This is a genomic window from Novosphingobium decolorationis, assembly GCF_018417475.1.
Classification (GTDB): Bacteria; Pseudomonadota; Alphaproteobacteria; order Sphingomonadales; family Sphingomonadaceae; genus Novosphingobium; species Novosphingobium decolorationis.
Window position 1 is genome coordinate 4,224,097 of the sequence record NZ_CP054856.1, and the last position, 14,596, is coordinate 4,238,692.

Annotated in this window: 12 protein-coding genes and 2 pseudogenes; 8 read left to right on the forward strand and 6 right to left on the reverse strand. The window is 64.8% G+C overall.

All coding sequences use genetic code 11. From position 1 onward, the window contains the following. Nucleotides 1-30: 30 nt before the first annotated feature. Complete coding sequence (locus HT578_RS19615) at nt 31-1,944, forward strand: CocE/NonD family hydrolase (protein WP_213501144.1); 1,914 nt, start codon at nt 31-33, stop codon at nt 1,942-1,944. Nucleotides 1,945-1,953: 9 nt separating this feature from the next. Here HT578_RS19615 and HT578_RS19620 read toward each other — a convergent pair whose 3' ends face one another. Continuing rightward, complete coding sequence (locus HT578_RS19620) at nt 1,954-2,580, reverse strand: glutathione S-transferase family protein (RefSeq protein ID WP_213501145.1); 627 nt, start codon at nt 2,578-2,580, stop codon at nt 1,954-1,956. A gap of 150 nt (nt 2,581-2,730) precedes the next feature. Next, nucleotides 2,731-3,075: a glycine zipper 2TM domain-containing protein gene (locus HT578_RS19625; RefSeq protein ID WP_039388016.1), complete on the reverse strand. Its 345-nt coding sequence runs from the start codon at nt 3,073-3,075 to the stop codon at nt 2,731-2,733. 214 nt (nt 3,076-3,289) lie between these two features. Between HT578_RS19625 and rutB the strand changes: the two genes are divergently transcribed. The 7 genes from rutB (at nt 3,290) to HT578_RS19660 (ending at nt 9,620) form a co-directional block, all read left to right on the forward strand. Next, nucleotides 3,290-4,063: a pyrimidine utilization protein B gene (gene rutB, locus HT578_RS19630; protein ID WP_213501146.1), complete on the forward strand. Its 774-nt coding sequence runs from the start codon at nt 3,290-3,292 to the stop codon at nt 4,061-4,063. A gap of 42 nt (nt 4,064-4,105) precedes the next feature. After that, entirely contained in the window at nt 4,106-4,489 is a 384-nt protein-coding gene (gene rutC / locus HT578_RS19635; RefSeq protein WP_213501147.1) for a pyrimidine utilization protein C, read from the forward strand. After that, nucleotides 4,482-5,264, forward strand: coding sequence for a pyrimidine utilization protein D (gene rutD, locus HT578_RS19640; RefSeq protein ID WP_213501148.1), 783 nt, complete (start codon nt 4,482-4,484; stop codon nt 5,262-5,264). The genes rutC and rutD overlap by 8 nt, the downstream gene beginning before the upstream one ends. A gap of 6 nt (nt 5,265-5,270) precedes the next feature. Then, complete coding sequence (rutA, locus tag HT578_RS19645; RefSeq protein WP_213501149.1) at nt 5,271-6,341, forward strand: pyrimidine utilization protein A; 1,071 nt, start codon at nt 5,271-5,273, stop codon at nt 6,339-6,341. Between the two features lie 80 nt (nt 6,342-6,421). Continuing rightward, on the forward strand, nt 6,422-7,000 hold the full coding sequence (locus HT578_RS19650; RefSeq protein ID WP_039388009.1) for an ANTAR domain-containing response regulator: 579 nt from the start codon (nt 6,422-6,424) through the stop codon (nt 6,998-7,000). 30 nt (nt 7,001-7,030) lie between these two features. Next, nucleotides 7,031-8,242, forward strand: coding sequence for a CmpA/NrtA family ABC transporter substrate-binding protein (locus HT578_RS19655; protein WP_213501150.1), 1,212 nt, complete (start codon nt 7,031-7,033; stop codon nt 8,240-8,242). Between the two features lie 223 nt (nt 8,243-8,465). Next, nucleotides 8,466-9,620 (forward strand): CmpA/NrtA family ABC transporter substrate-binding protein, encoded by a 1,155-nt coding sequence (locus HT578_RS19660; RefSeq protein ID WP_239026367.1) that lies wholly within the window; start codon nt 8,466-8,468, stop codon nt 9,618-9,620. A 43-nt stretch (nt 9,621-9,663) separates the two neighbouring features. Here HT578_RS19660 and istB read toward each other — a convergent pair. The 4 genes and pseudogenes from istB to HT578_RS19680 all read right to left on the reverse strand — a co-directional run bounded on the left by istB (nt 9,664) and on the right by HT578_RS19680 (nt 14,593). Continuing rightward, nucleotides 9,664-10,429: pseudogene (gene istB / locus HT578_RS19665) on the reverse strand (IS21-like element ISSsp5 family helper ATPase IstB). Then, nucleotides 10,426-11,916 (reverse strand): annotated as a pseudogene (gene istA, locus HT578_RS19670) (IS21 family transposase). The pseudogenes istB and istA overlap by 4 nt, the downstream one beginning before the upstream one ends. 117 nt (nt 11,917-12,033) lie before the next feature. Continuing rightward, nucleotides 12,034-13,047 carry a GH39 family glycosyl hydrolase gene (locus HT578_RS19675; RefSeq protein ID WP_239026368.1) on the reverse strand — a complete coding sequence of 338 codons (1,014 nt, stop codon included), beginning with the start codon at nt 13,045-13,047 and terminating at the stop codon, nt 12,034-12,036. 136 nt (nt 13,048-13,183) lie between these two features. Next, nucleotides 13,184-14,593, reverse strand: a complete 1,410-nt coding sequence (locus HT578_RS19680) for an MFS transporter (protein ID WP_213501151.1) — start codon at nt 14,591-14,593, stop codon at nt 13,184-13,186. Nucleotides 14,594-14,596 lie beyond the last annotated feature (3 nt).

Here is a 14,596-nt window from a genome sequence, read left to right on the forward strand (position 1 = left end):
GCGGGCGCGCCACGGTCCATCGCCTGCTCCATGATCGTTCGCACGCTTCGCACCGCCGCCCTTGGCGCGGCTTCCCTCGCCCTTGTCCTGCCCACCCTCGCAACCTCGGCGGCGCCTGCCCGGGGCACGCTCGACACCATGGCCAACGACCAGGTGGACGCATACGACTGGGTGCGTCCGCAGGCCGACTATGTCCGGCGCGAAGTCATGGTGCCGATGCGCGATGGGACGAAGCTCTTTACCGTCATCGTCTACCGCAAGGGGACGAGCGACGGGCCCATTCTGCTCAGCCGCACACCCTACAACGCAGGGCGCGCGACGAGCCGCAACCGCAGCCAGAAGATCGAGGAAATCCTGCCCGTCATGGACAAGGAGTTCGTCAACGATGGCTACATCCGCGTCTACCAGGACGTGCGCGGGCTGGATGGTTCGCAGGGCGACTATGTGATGAACCGGCCCCTGCGCGGACCGCTCAATCCCACCAAGGTCGACCACGCGACCGATGCCTACGACACGATCGACTGGCTGGTGAAGAACGTGAAGGAAAGCAACGGCAAGGTCGGGATCATCGGGTCCTCGTACCTGGGCTTTACCTCGCTCATGGCGCTGATCGATCCGCACCCCGCGCTCAAGGCCTCGGTGCCGCAAAGCCCGATGGTCGATGGCTGGATGGGCGATGACTGGTTCCACAACGGCGCTTTCCGCACCTTCGGCTATGACTACGACCTCTCGCAGACGGTCGCCAAGGGTGGTGGCTCGGTGCCGCGCGGCTCGGGCGAGGACTACGCGGCCTATCTGAAGGCCGGCTCGGCCTACGACTACGCCAAGGCTTACGGGCTGCTGGATATCCCCGCGATCCGCAAGGTCCTGGAGCATCCTTCCTACGATGCCTGGTGGCAGGGGCAGGCGGTCGACAAGCTGCTCGCCGCGCGCCCGCTGAGTGTCCCCACGATGCTGGTCGTCGGGCAGTGGGACCAGGAGGACAGTTATGGCGCGCCCGCCGTCTACAAGGCGCTGGAGCCCAAGGACACCAACAACGACATGGTGAGCCTGGTGATCGGCCCCTGGCGCCATTCGCAGGTGAACTATGAGGCGCGTTCACTTGGCGCGCTGGACTGGGAGGGCGATACCGGCCTCCAGTTCCGCACGCGCTGGATGAAGCCCTTTCTTGATTGCCATCTCAAGACCGATGCGCCCGCCTGCGACACCCCGCCGGTGCTGACCTATGCGACGGGCACCAACCGCTGGGAGGTCGCGCAGGAATGGCCGGGCGGGGCCTATACCCCGCTCTATCTTGCCAAGGACTTCGGTCTTTCGTGGAGCAAGCCGGAAGCAGGCGAGGACAGCTACGTCTCCGATCCGGCCAAGCCCGTCCCCATGCTCCCGCGCCCGATCCACATGAGCGGGGAGGAATGGCGCACCTGGCTGGTGCAGGACCAGCGTTTTGCCGAAAGCCGCACCGACGTGCTGAGCTATTCGACCCAAGCCCTCGCGCAGCCCGTCCACATCAAGGGCGCGCCCAAGGTGGACCTGCATGCCTTCACCAGCGGCGAGGACAGCGACTTCGTGGTCAAGCTGATCGACGTCTACCCCGAGGAATATTCGGAGAAGCCGCAGATGGCGGGCTACCAGTTGCCGATGGGGATCGAGATCTTCCGCGGGCGCTACGTCCACGGTTTTGCGACCCCTGCGCCACTGGAGCCGGGCAAGAGCTACAACTTCAAATGGTCGCTTCCCAACGTCGACCATGTCTTCCTGCCCGGACACCGCATCATGGTGCAGGTCCAGTCGAGCCTGTTCCCGCTCTATGACCGCAACCCGCAAGGCTGGGCGCCTTCGATCATGAAGGCGCAGCCGCAGGACTACAGGAAGGCGACCGAAACCGTGCAGCGCGGCGGCGAAGCCGCGAGCGCGGTCTGGCTTCCGGTCGTCCAGGAGGACTGAGGTTCTCGCTCAGGCGTAGTCGTACGTTCCCCCGGCCTCCAGCGCGCGCTGGTAGGCCGGGCGGGCGTGAAGAGTGTCGAGCCACTGGCTGATGTGCGGATGGCTCTGCGCATCAAGGCCCGCCAGCACGCGGGCGGCTTCCAATGGAAAGCTCATCATCACGTCCGCCGCGGTCAGCTCTTCGCCCGCGAACCAGGGGCGTGCGACCAGTTCGCTCTCCACGAAGTCGAGATGCAGCGTGATCATCGGCTGGATCTTCTTTGCCGCCATCTTCCCCATGATCGGGATCCGCCCGATGATGAGCTTGAGGAGAAGCGGGACCATCATCGAGGCTTCGGCGTAGTGGAGGAACTGGCGGTAGCGCAGCTTGTCCTCCAACCCTGTGGGCGCGCCCATGCGCCCTCCGGCAAGGTCGACCAGGTATTCGCAGATCGCCGCGCTCTCGATCAGCGTGCGGCCCTCGTGCTCGATCACCGGCGACTTTCCCAGCGGATGCACGCGGCGCAGTTCGGGCGGTGCGAGCATCGTCCTGGCGTTGCGCTCGTAGCGGCGGATCTCATAAGGGAGGCCCAGTTCCTCCAGCATCCAGATCACCCGCTGCGAGCGCGAGTTGTTGAGGTGGTGGACGGTGATCATCAAGGCCTCTCCCGGTTTGTGCATTTCGTGTCGTGGCGCCCACGCTTGGGAATGGACGGGCGCCCCCTACAGCAAGGCCGCCCCGGCATCGTACCGGAGCGGCCCTGATCGTGTCATCAGCGAACCGATGTCATCGCCAGTGTGTGCGGATCAGCGGCACTGGATGTCGTCGCGGCTGATCTCGCGGCCGGCCAGCGCGCCGCCGCCCGCGCCCAGCAGCGTACCGAGAGTCTTGGAGCCATCAGGCGCGATGAGGTTGCCCAGGACGCCGCCGGCCAGACCGCCGATGATGGCGCCTTCGGTGCCGTCCTTGCGCTTGCAATAGTAGTGCCCGTCGCGCGCGCGGTAGATGCGGTCGCTGTCACCCAGGCGATAGCCGCGCGAGGAGCCGTAACGATCGTTGTAGCCATAGCCGCCGCGGCCGTAGCGGTCCGAGGCACAGGCGCCGAGCGCCATCGAGAGCGTCGCGAGGGCGAGGATGGGGGCGTATTTCACGAGACAAGTCCTTTGTTATGCGAAGGGGGCGCTTGGCCTTGTCGGCGTGGCCCTCGTGCGACCTTCGGGGGAACGTTGGGGGTGTGCCGGAACAAGGCGCCAAGTCAGATTTTGTTCCCGCGTTGAATTTTGGGGAGCGCTCAAAGGAGCCGATGAAGCGGTGAGCAGGCCACCCCGCCACCCTGTTCTTGCGTACATCTTTGGACAGCTATCTATGTGCTTGATCGCAAGGCGGCTTTGCTCAATACTGACTTGGGTGACCGAACCGATCGTAGATCCCGCCCCGCAGCGTTCCGGCCCCTCGGTCGTGCTGCCTGCCCGTCCCGAAGCCCTGCGCATCAATGCTTCGACAAGCGCGGTCATCGTCATCGACATGCAGAACGCCTACGCCTCGAAAGGGGGCTATGTCGACGAGGCGGGCTTTGATGTAGGTCCTGCCGCCGGTGTGATCGGTCATATTGCGCAGGTGCTCGACGTAGCGCGCAGCGCCGGTATGCCGGTCATCTTCCTGCAGAACGGCTGGGACGCGGACTATGTGGAAGCGGGCACGCCGCAATCGCCCAACTACCACAAGTCGAATGCCTTGAAGACCATGCGCGCGCGGCCTGAACTTGCCGGTAAGTTCCTCGCGCGCGGCGGCTGGGACTATGAGCTTGTCGAGGCGCTGACGCCGAAAGAGGGCGATATCCGCGTCCACAAGCCGCGCTATTCGGCCTTCTTCAATTCACAGCTCGACACGATCCTGCGCGCGCGCGGCATCCGCACGCTCATCTTCACCGGGATCGCCACCAATGTCTGCGTGGAATCGACCCTGCGCGACGGCTTCCATCTCGAATACTTCGGCGTGGTGCTGGAGGATGCAGTCCATCACCTGGGCCCCGACTTCATCCGCGAGGCCAGCCTCTACAACATCGAGAAGTTCTTCGGCTGGGTAAGCTCGCTCGCCGATTTCCGCACCGCCGTGGGGCAGTTGCCGCCTGCAGACTGACGCGAAGAACCTGCCAGACAGACCAGAGAGGGAAAAAGACAGATGCCGTTCGAGCCGATCAATCCGCCGCAGTTCCCGACCCCCATCGCCCCCTATTCGGCGGGCGCGAAAGCGGGGAACATGGTCTATGTCTCGGGCGTGCTGGCGCTGGGGGAAGGGGGCACGGTGCTCCACATCGGCGATGCCGCGGCGCAGACCCGGCACATCCTGGACGTCATCAAGGTGACGGTAGAGGCGGCCGGGGGCACCATGGCGGACATCGCCATGAACCACATCTTCCTCAAGGATCTTGATGATTACGCCGCCTTCAACGCGGTCTATGCCGAGTACTTTCCGGGCGACAAGCCGGCGCGCTACTGCATCCGGGCCGACCTGGTGAAGCCCGACCTCCTTGTCGAGATCGCCTCGGTCGCGCACCTTGCCTGAAACGGGCGGCATCTGGTTCGAGGAGCATGGCAGCTCGGAGGCAGCGCCGCTCATCCTCTCGAGCGGTCTTGGTGGCAGCGGCTCCTACTGGGCTCCCAATATCGCCGCGCTGGCGCAGGATCACCGGGTCATCACCTACGACCACCGCGGCACGGGGCGCAGCGACCGCACGCCGCTTGCATCGCTCAGTGTCGAAGACATGGCGGACGATGTGATCGCCCTCATGGACGCGCTGAATATCCCCAGGGCGCATTTCATCGGCCACGCGCTGGGTGGGGCGATCGGGATCGAGACCGCCATCCGCACGAACCGGATCGAGCGGATGGTGGTCGTCAACGGCTGGCGGACCTTGTCGCCCCACACCCGGCGCTGCTTTGCCGCGCGTCTTGCCTTGCTGCACGGCGCGGGCGTGGAGGCGTTTCTGGAGGCGCAGCCGCTGTTCCTCTATCCGCCGGACTGGATCGCCTCCCATGACGCCCAGCTTAGTGCGGAGGTCGCCCACCATGCGGCAAGCTTTCCGGGTGTCGACGCCATGGTCCAGCGGATCGAGGCGGTGCAGGCCTATAGCCCCGATCCGGCGGGTTTGGCCGCGCTTTCCAGCCTGCTGGTCATTGCCACGCGCGACGATTTCCTGGTGCCCTACGTCACCGCGCTCGATCTTGCCGGCTTCGTACCGCACGCCAAGGTCGACAGCTTCGCCTGGGGCGGCCACGCCTGCAACGTGACCGACGCCGCGCTCTTCAACCGCTACGTGCTCGATTATCTCAGGAGTTAGCGCCTCATGCAGGTCGGTGTCTTCATTCCCATCAACAACAACGGCTGGCTGATTTCCGAGACGGCGCCGCAGTACAAGCCGACCTTCGATCTCAACAAGGAGATCGCGCTCAAGGCCGAGGCGCACGGGCTCGACTTCCTGCTTTCGATGATCAAGCTGCGCGGCTTTGGCGGCAAGACCGAGTTCTGGGAGTATGGGCTGGAGAGCTTCACGCTCATGGCCGGGCTTGCCTCGGTGACCGAGAAGATCAAGCTCTACGCGACGGCGCCCACGCTGATCCTGCCGCCCGCCTTCGCCGCGCGCATGGGCGTCACGATCGATTCGATCAGCCATGGCCGTTTCGGGATGAACCTCGTCACTGGCTGGCAGCCGCCCGAGTACACGCAGATGGGCCTGTGGCCGGGAGATGAACACTTTCGTAACCGCTACGATGTGCTCGACGAATACGCCCACGTCCTACGCGACCTGTGGAACACCGGGCGTAGCGATTTCAAGGGCGACTATTACACCATGGACGATTGTCTGGTGCGCCCGCAGCCGGGTGCGGACATGAAGATCATCTGTGCGGGCTCTTCCGATGCCGGCCTCGCCTTTTCGGCGAAATGGGCGGACTACGCTTTCTGCCTTGGGAAGGGTGTGAACACGCCCAGGGCCTTTGCCTTCAACAACGAGCGCCTTGCCAGGTTCACGGCCGAGACCGGCCGGGACGTCTCGATGTTCGTCCTCGTCATGGTGATCGCGGCCGAGACCGACGAGGAGGCCATGGCAAAGTGGAAGCTCTATAATGACGGGGTCGATATCGACGCGATCTCGTGGCTCGCGGACCAGGGCGCGAAGGATACGGTCAACACCGATACCAACGTGCGCCAGCTCGCCGCGCCCGAGGGGGCGGTGAACATCAACATGGGCACCCTGGTGGGCAGCTACGAAAGCGTGGCGCGCATGCTCGACGAGATGAGCGAGGTGCCCGGAACGGGCGGGGTGCTCCTCACCTTCGATGACTTCCTGGCGGGTGTCGATGACTTCGGGACGCGGATTCAACCGCTTATGAGAAGCCGCGTGGGAATCGCGGGGTAGGGGCGAGGAGCGGATTAAAGGTTCGGAACCGGCCGAATTAGCCATTGCATCTTGCCCATGGTGCAGTGCAATAAAGTGGCATGCGTATCGCGATTGTCGATGAGAGCGCGGCGCGCGCCTCCATCATTGAAGAAGGCCTGTCCGAGCTTGCCGATTGCGACCTTGTCGTGATTACCGAGCGGCGCGGCATGCTCGCGCGCATGGCTGAGATCGATCCCGATATCGTGCTGATGAACCTTGGAAATCCCTCGCGCGACATGCTCGAGGAGTATTTCGCGGTGAGCCGCGCACTGGCCCGCCCCATCGCGATGTTCGTGGATGAGGCGGACGACGAGGCCATCGTCGCCTCGGTCGAGGCCGGGGTCTCGTCCTATGTGGTCGATGGTCTTGCCGCGGGACGCATCCGGCCCATTCTCGATCTTGCGATCACGCGCTTCAACGCGTTTGCCCGGCTGCAGAGCGATCTTGCCGAAGCGCGCGGCAAGCTGGCCGAACGCGAGCTTGTCGATAAGGCCAAGCGCATCCTGATGCAGAGCAAGGGCCTGCCCGAACCCAAGGCCTATGCCGAACTGCGCAAGGCCGCGATGGACCAGGGCAAGCGCATCGTTAACATTGCCGAAGCCGTCGTCACCGCTCACGAACTGATGAGCGGGACATGATCGGCGGGGACCGACAAGAGGTGTCTTGAGGTGAATACGCAACTGACAATCGGCTTCCTGCCGCTGGTGGATGCCTGCCTGCCGATCCTGGCGCGTGAGCATGGCTTTGCCGAGGACGAGGGGATTTCGCTCAGCCTGGTCAAGGACCTGAGCTGGGCGACCGTGCTCGACAGGCTGCTCTACGGGCACAGCGATGCCGCGCACATGATCGCCCCGCTGGCCATTGCGGCCACGCTGGGGCGCGGGCGTCCGGCACAGCCGCTGGCCGCGCCCTTCGTGCTGGGCCTCAACGGGAATGCGATCACGCTGGCCCCCAAGCTCGCGCAGCGCGTGCGCGGCGGGGAGACGGGGCTGGGCGATCCGGTCAAGGTGGGCGCGGCGCTGCGCGAGGTCGCGCTGGAGCGCGCGGCGGCGGGCAAGCCGCTGACCTTCGGCGTGGTCCATCGCTATTCCAGCCACAACTACATGCTGCGCTACTGGCTCGCCTCCTGCGGGATCCATCCGGACAAGGACGTCGACATTTCCACCGTGGCCCCGCCGTTCTGCGCCGAGGCGCTCGAACTGGGCGAGGTCGACGGGATTTGCGTGGGCGAACCCTGGAACAGCGTCGCGGTGGAAAAGGGCGTGGGCGAGATCGTCCTGTCCACCTCGCAGATCTGGCGGCGCGGAGTGGAGAAGGTGCTGGCTCTGCGTGAACCGGTGCTGGAGGAAAAACGGGAGGCGGTGCTACGGCTTATCCGCGCCTTGTGCCGGGCTGCCGCGCACTTCGTGGACCCGATCAACTGGGAGCACAACGCGGCGATCCTGGCACGGCCGGAGTACCTCGACGGTTCGCCTGAGCTGATCCGACGCGCCATTGCCGACCAGATCCTGATCGCGCGCGGTGGCACGATGATCCACTACCCCGATTTCATGTTCCAGTACCGGGAAGCGGCAAACTTCCCCTGGGTCAGCCAAGCCGAGTGGCTCTATTCGCAGATGGTGCGTTGGGACGGGCTGACGTTCGATCGCGCGAGCGCCGACAAGGCGGCGCGCGTGTTCCGTCCCGACATCTATCGCGCCGCACTGTTGGGCACGAACGAGCCGCTTCCGGGGGCCAGTTCAAAGGTCGAAGGCAGCATCGTCACACCCACGGTCGTGGGGACTCAGCAGGGCAACATGGTTCTGGAGTCCAACGCTTTTTTTGACGGGAAGGTGTTTGATCCACAGCGTATCGAAGAGTACCTGGCGCAGCTCCCGTGACAGGCAATTTTGATGTGCAGTGCAAAAAGAGCTTGCCGCTTGCCGTGCGAATCGCTTACTAAATTAAGCGAACAGTCCGGTGGGCTCCCAAGGATGGGTGCTTAGTATAGCTGGTCTGAACTTTCTTAAATTCGTGGCACCGTAGCCGCCTCGTCGTGGTCCTCATGGGACTTTCGTCGTGGCGGTTTTTTGCGTTTGGGTTTTGGAATTGGGGGTTGGTTCGATGACGAAGTTTGGGCAGTCCGGTTTTTCGCGCCGCATGGTGGTTGGAGCACTTCTCGCCAGCGTGGCCCTGGCCGGATGCGGCGGCAGCAAGGACGAGACGGGCGCGCAACCGGGGGTCACGGCCGCATCGGCAGGCGGCGCGGTGGAAAAGCCCGTGCTCAAGCTCGGCTTCATCAAGCTCACCGACATGGCACCGCTCGCGATCGCCAAGGAAAAGGGCTTCTTCGCCGAGGAAGGGCTCAACGTCACCTTGGAGCCGCAGGCCAACTGGAAGGTCCTGCTCGACGGCGTGATCGGCGGCCAGCTCGACGGAGCGCATATGCTGGCCGGGCAGCCGCTCGCCGCGACCATTGGTTACGGGACCAAGGCCGACCTGATCGCGCCGCTCAGCCTCGATCTCAACGGCAACGCGATCACCGTCTCGAACAAGGTCTGGGACATGGTGAAGGGCGATCTGCAGCGCAGCGCCGACGGAAAGCCTGTCCACCCGATCTCGGCCTCGGTTCTGAAGCCGGTCGTCACCAGCTTCAAGCAGCAGGGCAAGCCCTTCAACATGGGCATGGTCTTCCCGGTCTCGACCCACAACTACGAGCTGCGTTACTGGCTTGCGGCCGGTGGTCTCAACCCCGGCTTCTACACGCCGGGCGACATCAAGGGGACCACCTCGGCCGATGTCCAGCTTTCGGTGACGCCGCCCCCGCAGATGCCCGCAACGCTCGAGGCCGGCACCATCGAGGGCTACTGCGTGGGCGAGCCCTGGAACCAGGCTGCGGTGCAGAAGAAGATCGGCGTGCCGATCGTGACCGACGACCAGATCTGGCACAACAACCCGGAGAAGGTCTTCTCGATCCGCAAGGACTTCGCGGAGAAGTACCCGGGCACGACGGCGGCCATGCTGCGCGCGATCATCCGGGCGCAAGCCTGGCTCGACGCCGATGGCGGCGCGAACCGCAAGGAGGCGGTGAAGATCCTTTCGCAGCCCAACTACGTGGGCGCTGACGAGGCGGTGATCGCGGCTTCGATGACCGGCAAGTTCACGTATGAAGCGGACGACACGCGTGACGCGCCCGGCTTGTCAACGGCGGAGCAAAAGTCGGCCATGGGGCGGCGTAAAACCAGGCCATCGTGTTACACGCCGGGGGGAGTGGCGTGAGGGCGTAGCCCGAGGGCCACTCCCCCCGGCATTGGCTTGCTTTTCAGGGTCTGATTTTGGCCTTGCGGGCCCGGCTGTGAGCGAGGCGATAGCTTTCGCCGTTCATCTCGAGGATGCTGACGTGATGGGTCAGGCGATCGAGGAGCGCGCCTGTGAGACGCTCGGATCCGAAGGTTTCGGTCCATTCGTCGAAGGGCAGGTTGCTGGTGATCAAGGTGGAGCCGCGTTCGTAACGCTGGGAGATCAGCTCGAACAGCAGTTCGGCGCCGGTCTTGGAGAGCGGTACGAAGCCCAGTTCGTCGATGATGAGCAGTTTGTATCCGACCATCTGCTTCTGGAAGCGCAGGAGACGCCGCTCGTCGCGCGCCTCCATCATTTCGCTGACCAGCGCCGCCGCAGTGGTGAAGCCCACCGACAGCCCTTTCTGGCATGCTGCCAGTCCGAGCCCCAACGCTACGTGCGTCTTTCCGGTGCCCGATGGCCCCAGAGCGATGGCGTTCTCACGCCGCTCGATCCACTCGCAGCGCGCCATCTCGAGCACCTGCATCTTGTTGAGCCTCGGGATGACGGTGAAGTCGAAGCTGTCGAGGCTTTTGACGGCGGGGAAGCGCGCGGCCTGATGCGCCGCTCGACCATACGACGCTCCCGTCGATCATCTCCATCTCGACAAGGCGGGCGAGGAAGCGGATATGATCGACGCCTTCAGCGGCACATTGCCGGGCGAGCTTGTGGTGCTCTCGCAGGCACGTAGGCAGCTTGAGTGCCTTGAGATTGTGAGCGAGAAGAAGCTCCGGGGTCTGATCGCTCATGCGGCCTCCTGCTGGTCGGAGAGCAGGCTCAGATAGGCTCTGGCAAAGGTCTTCTCGACCGTTGTGCGTGGCAGGAAGGGATAGACGTCCGTGTCCAGCCCGGCGGTACGCGTTCGACCCGGCACAGGGCGAGGTGCTTGACGGCATCGAAGCCGATGGCGCCAAGATCAATGGCCTGTTCCACCGCCGCCTGGAGATCGGCGAGGGTGAACGTTTCCAACAGGCGCAGCACCTGTACATATTCACGCCTGCCATGCTTGTGCATGCGGCCTTCCATCAACCGCTGCAGTGTCGTGAACGCTTGGCAAATCCCAGCCCTGCAAAGGCGCGGCTCGGTCGAATGCGTTGATCTTCTGCTCGATCAGCGGGAGATAGTGGAGCGGGTCGAAGATAACCTCCTCGCGGGCATAACAACGAGGATGACGGGCGATGACTTCGCTGCGGCAGCCGACCACCACCTCATCGACATAGGCCCTGATCCAGACCTCCTGATGGCCCCGTGCCACCGGAACCGAATAATCGTTGGTCCTGTAGCGCACCGTGGATTGCGAGGAGACCCGCCCGCTCGTCTGATCGCAGGCCTCGAAGGGTGTAGCGGGCAGAGGCTGCATGGCTGCCAGATCGCGTTGCAAGCGCTCACCGATCGTCTCGCTCTGTCCGCGCACCTTGTCCTGCTGGCGCTTGCGGCATTGCTCCTCCAGCCATAGGTTGAAGGCCTCCCAGGTCGGGAACTTCGGGATCGGCACCATGAAATTGCGGCGGCAGTAACCAACCAGCCCTTCCACATTGCCTTTCTCGTTCCCCTTGCCCGGGCGGGCATAGCGGTCGCGGATCACGTAATGCGACAGGAAAGCGCTGAACAGCGTGGCACGCTTACGCGTGCCGTCTGGCAGGATCTTCGCCACAAGGCAGCGATCGTTGTCATAGACGATCGAGCGCGGCACCGCGCCGAAGAACGCGAAGGCATGAACGTGTCCGTCCACCCGTGCCTCCGCCACCGCCGCCGGATAGGCCCGCACATAGCAGGCATCACTGTGCGGCAGATCGAGTGCGAAGAAGTAGGCCTTCTGCTGCACCCCGCCGATCTCCACCAGCGCTTCCCCGAAATCGGCCTGCGCATCCCCCGCCGGGTGGGCCAGCGGCACGAACATCTCCCGGCTGCGTTGCTCACGCTCGCGGATGTAATCCTTGATGATCGTATAGCCGCCGGTGAAACCATGCTCGGCGCGCAAGCGGTCGAATACCCGCTTCGCCGTATGGCGCTGTTTGCGCGGGACGCAGCGGTCCCCTTCAAGCCATCCATCAATGATCGCCACAAACCCGTCCAGCTTCGGACGCTGCGGGACAGATTGACGCCGGTAACCCGGTGGCGATGAAAACGACAGCATCTTGCGCACCGTGTCGCGCGACACATTGAAACGCTTCGCCGCCGCCCGCTGGCTCATGCCATCCGCGCAAGCCAAACGGACCTGAAGATAAAGTTCCACGCTGTAGATCCCCACACCTCCCTGACTTGGCAGAAAGGCTTCAAGGTGGACGACTTTTACGCCGCCCGCAGCAGGACTATCCCGCCGCTAGCGTGGTCGAATATTGCTCCGCCGTTCTCAGTAGCTCATGCCCTGAACCGCGCCTTGCGTGCCCTTGAGGCGCGAGAGGATGTAGGGGGCCGAGATGTAGCTGTCGTGCACGAAGTCGCGGGGCGTGTAGCTCGTGCTCCATTCGGTGAAGAAGAGTGGGATTCCCGGAAAGGCGGAGGCCTCGATCTGTTCGCGTACGTTCAGGACATCGGAAATGACCGCGTCGGGCTTGTCCGAAAGCTTGGTGTCCTGCTTGCCCTCTTCGTCGAGGAAGCCGCCTTCCACGCCGTAGCTGTGGGTCGCGACGAAATCGACCGGAAGGTCGTTGGCGTGGGCATAGGACAGGAATTCGGGCACCCAGGCCGCGCCTGCCGTCGCCGGACCGCCCACGCGCAGGGCCGGGTCGATCGCCTTGATGGTGCGCGCGGTGTCGGCGTAGAGGCCGAAGTAGGCGTCGCGGTCGGCGTTCTCCCAGAACCCGTCGAGGTTGGGCTCGTTCCACAGCTCGAAATACCAGCGGCGCACTTCGGCCGCACCGTAGCGGTCACGCAGGTGTGTGACGAAGGCGTGGACCAGGTCGCGCCACTTGTCGGGCTGGGGATGCGAGGTGTTGCCCTTCCAGTAGAACAGCTGGAGATCGGAGGTGCGCATCACCGCAGGGGTCCAGCCCAGTTCGACGAAGGGGCGGATGTTCTTGGCCAGCAGCGCATCGTAGAGCCGGTCGATCCCGGTCCAGTCGTAGACGATCTTCCCGTCGACCTCCTTCACCGTGCCCAGCGTGTCGTGGAAGATGTCGTGGAAGCGAATGTAGCGAAAGCCCAGTTCGTCCGAGACGGTCTGAAGCTGGGCCTGACTGTCGGGGCGGATGAGCGTTCCGGGAAAGTCCGAGCCGACCGATTGCGTGGCGAACCGGTCTATTGGGCCCGTGGTCTTTGCAGCATCAATGCTGATGTGGCGCACGGCGCTGTCGGGCGCGGCGCTCGCCGCCAGCGATGTTCCGCCCAGAACAAGGGCCATGCCCGCTGATATCGCGCTTTTCACTACCCGCTCCCATGTCTTCTTGTCGGGCTACTGTTAGCGCAATCATTTTATGGCGCAAGCCTCTTCCCGCACAGAGTAGGCGCGCAGCGTTGATAGCGTTCTCGTCCGAAGGCCACGGGCCGTGGGGAGCGGGATGTCAGCCTGGCTCAGGTTCCTTGCGGCGCGGGCGCAGGGTGACAAGGCACAGGGCCGCGCCCAGGACGGAAAGTCCGGCCGAAACGATGGCGGCCTGGCGCCACCCGACAAGGATGTCACCGCCCGGCGCATTCGCAATCATCAGGGCGACAAGGGTAAGGCCGGTCGCCGAGCCGAGATAGCGTGCGGTGTTGTTCGCGCCGCTGCCGATGGCCGCATCGCGCGGCGGGACGCTGGCGATGGCTTGCTGGCCAAGCGCGGCGTTGAGGTAGCCGTTGGCCGCGCCTGCCAGCAACATGCCGGGGACAAAGCCGATCACGCCGCCCATCTCGTCGGCAAAGCCAGTGGCGAACTGGCCGATCCCGCAGGCGAGAAGTCCGGCGACGATGACCCGGGGCGGGGTGGCGCTTTCGGGCAGGTAGCGCGCGCCCATGGCGGTCACCGAACTGGTTGCGGACCAGGCCATGAGGACCAGCGCGCCGATCACGGGCGAGAGGCCGTAGGCGCGCTCGAGCACGGTGGCGCTCACCGACATCAGGCCCAGCACGCCCGCGCCCGAGAAATAGGCTCCGAGGGTCGCTCCGGTGAAGTCGGGGCGGCGGAACAGGTCGAGATCGAGCATGGGCGCGGACCGGCGCTTCTCGATCACGACGAACGTGGTGAGAAGGATCAGGCCCAAAGCAATCAGGCCCATAACGAGCGTGCCGGAATTGGCTCCGCGGGCCTGCGTCATCGCCGCAAGCAGGGAGGCGATGCCTCCGCCCAGCGTGACGGTGCCGCCAAGGTCGAGCGGGCGCGGCGTTCCGGCGTGGGATTCGCGTAGGATACGGTGTGCCGCGGCCGCGAGGGTGAGCGAAATGATGCCTTCGACGAGATAGACCACGACCCAGCCACCCAGGACTTCGAGCGCGGCGGCGAGCAGGGGCCCTGCTGCGACGCCCGCGCCCAGCGCCATCGCCCAGATGCCGGTGGCGTGGCGGCGGCGGGTGGGATCGGGAAAGCTCTGGGCCAGGAGGCCGAGCCCGGCGGCCATGATCCCTGAACCACCCATGCCCTGGGCCACGCGCAGGAGGATGAGCGGGACGGGGCCGGTCGCGAGGCCTCCTGCGGCGAGCGTTGCCCCCATGATGGCCAGGCCCGCCACGAACACGCGCTTGCGCCCGTAATCGTCGGCGAGTGCGCCGCCGGGAAGGAGGCCGATGGCGCAGCCCAGCGGCATGGCGCTCAGGATCCAGGCCTGCGCGCCCGCGCCTGCACCGAGCGCTTCGGAGGTCGCGGCGAGCGTTGTGAGGGGGAGTGTGAAAACGACCAGCACCAGGGCCGTTGCGAGCGAGACGATGGTGAGCGCCTGCGTGGCTTCACGCTGCGCGCCCGCGTCCCGGTGTGCGTCAGGGGAACTGGTGCTGGTCATTCA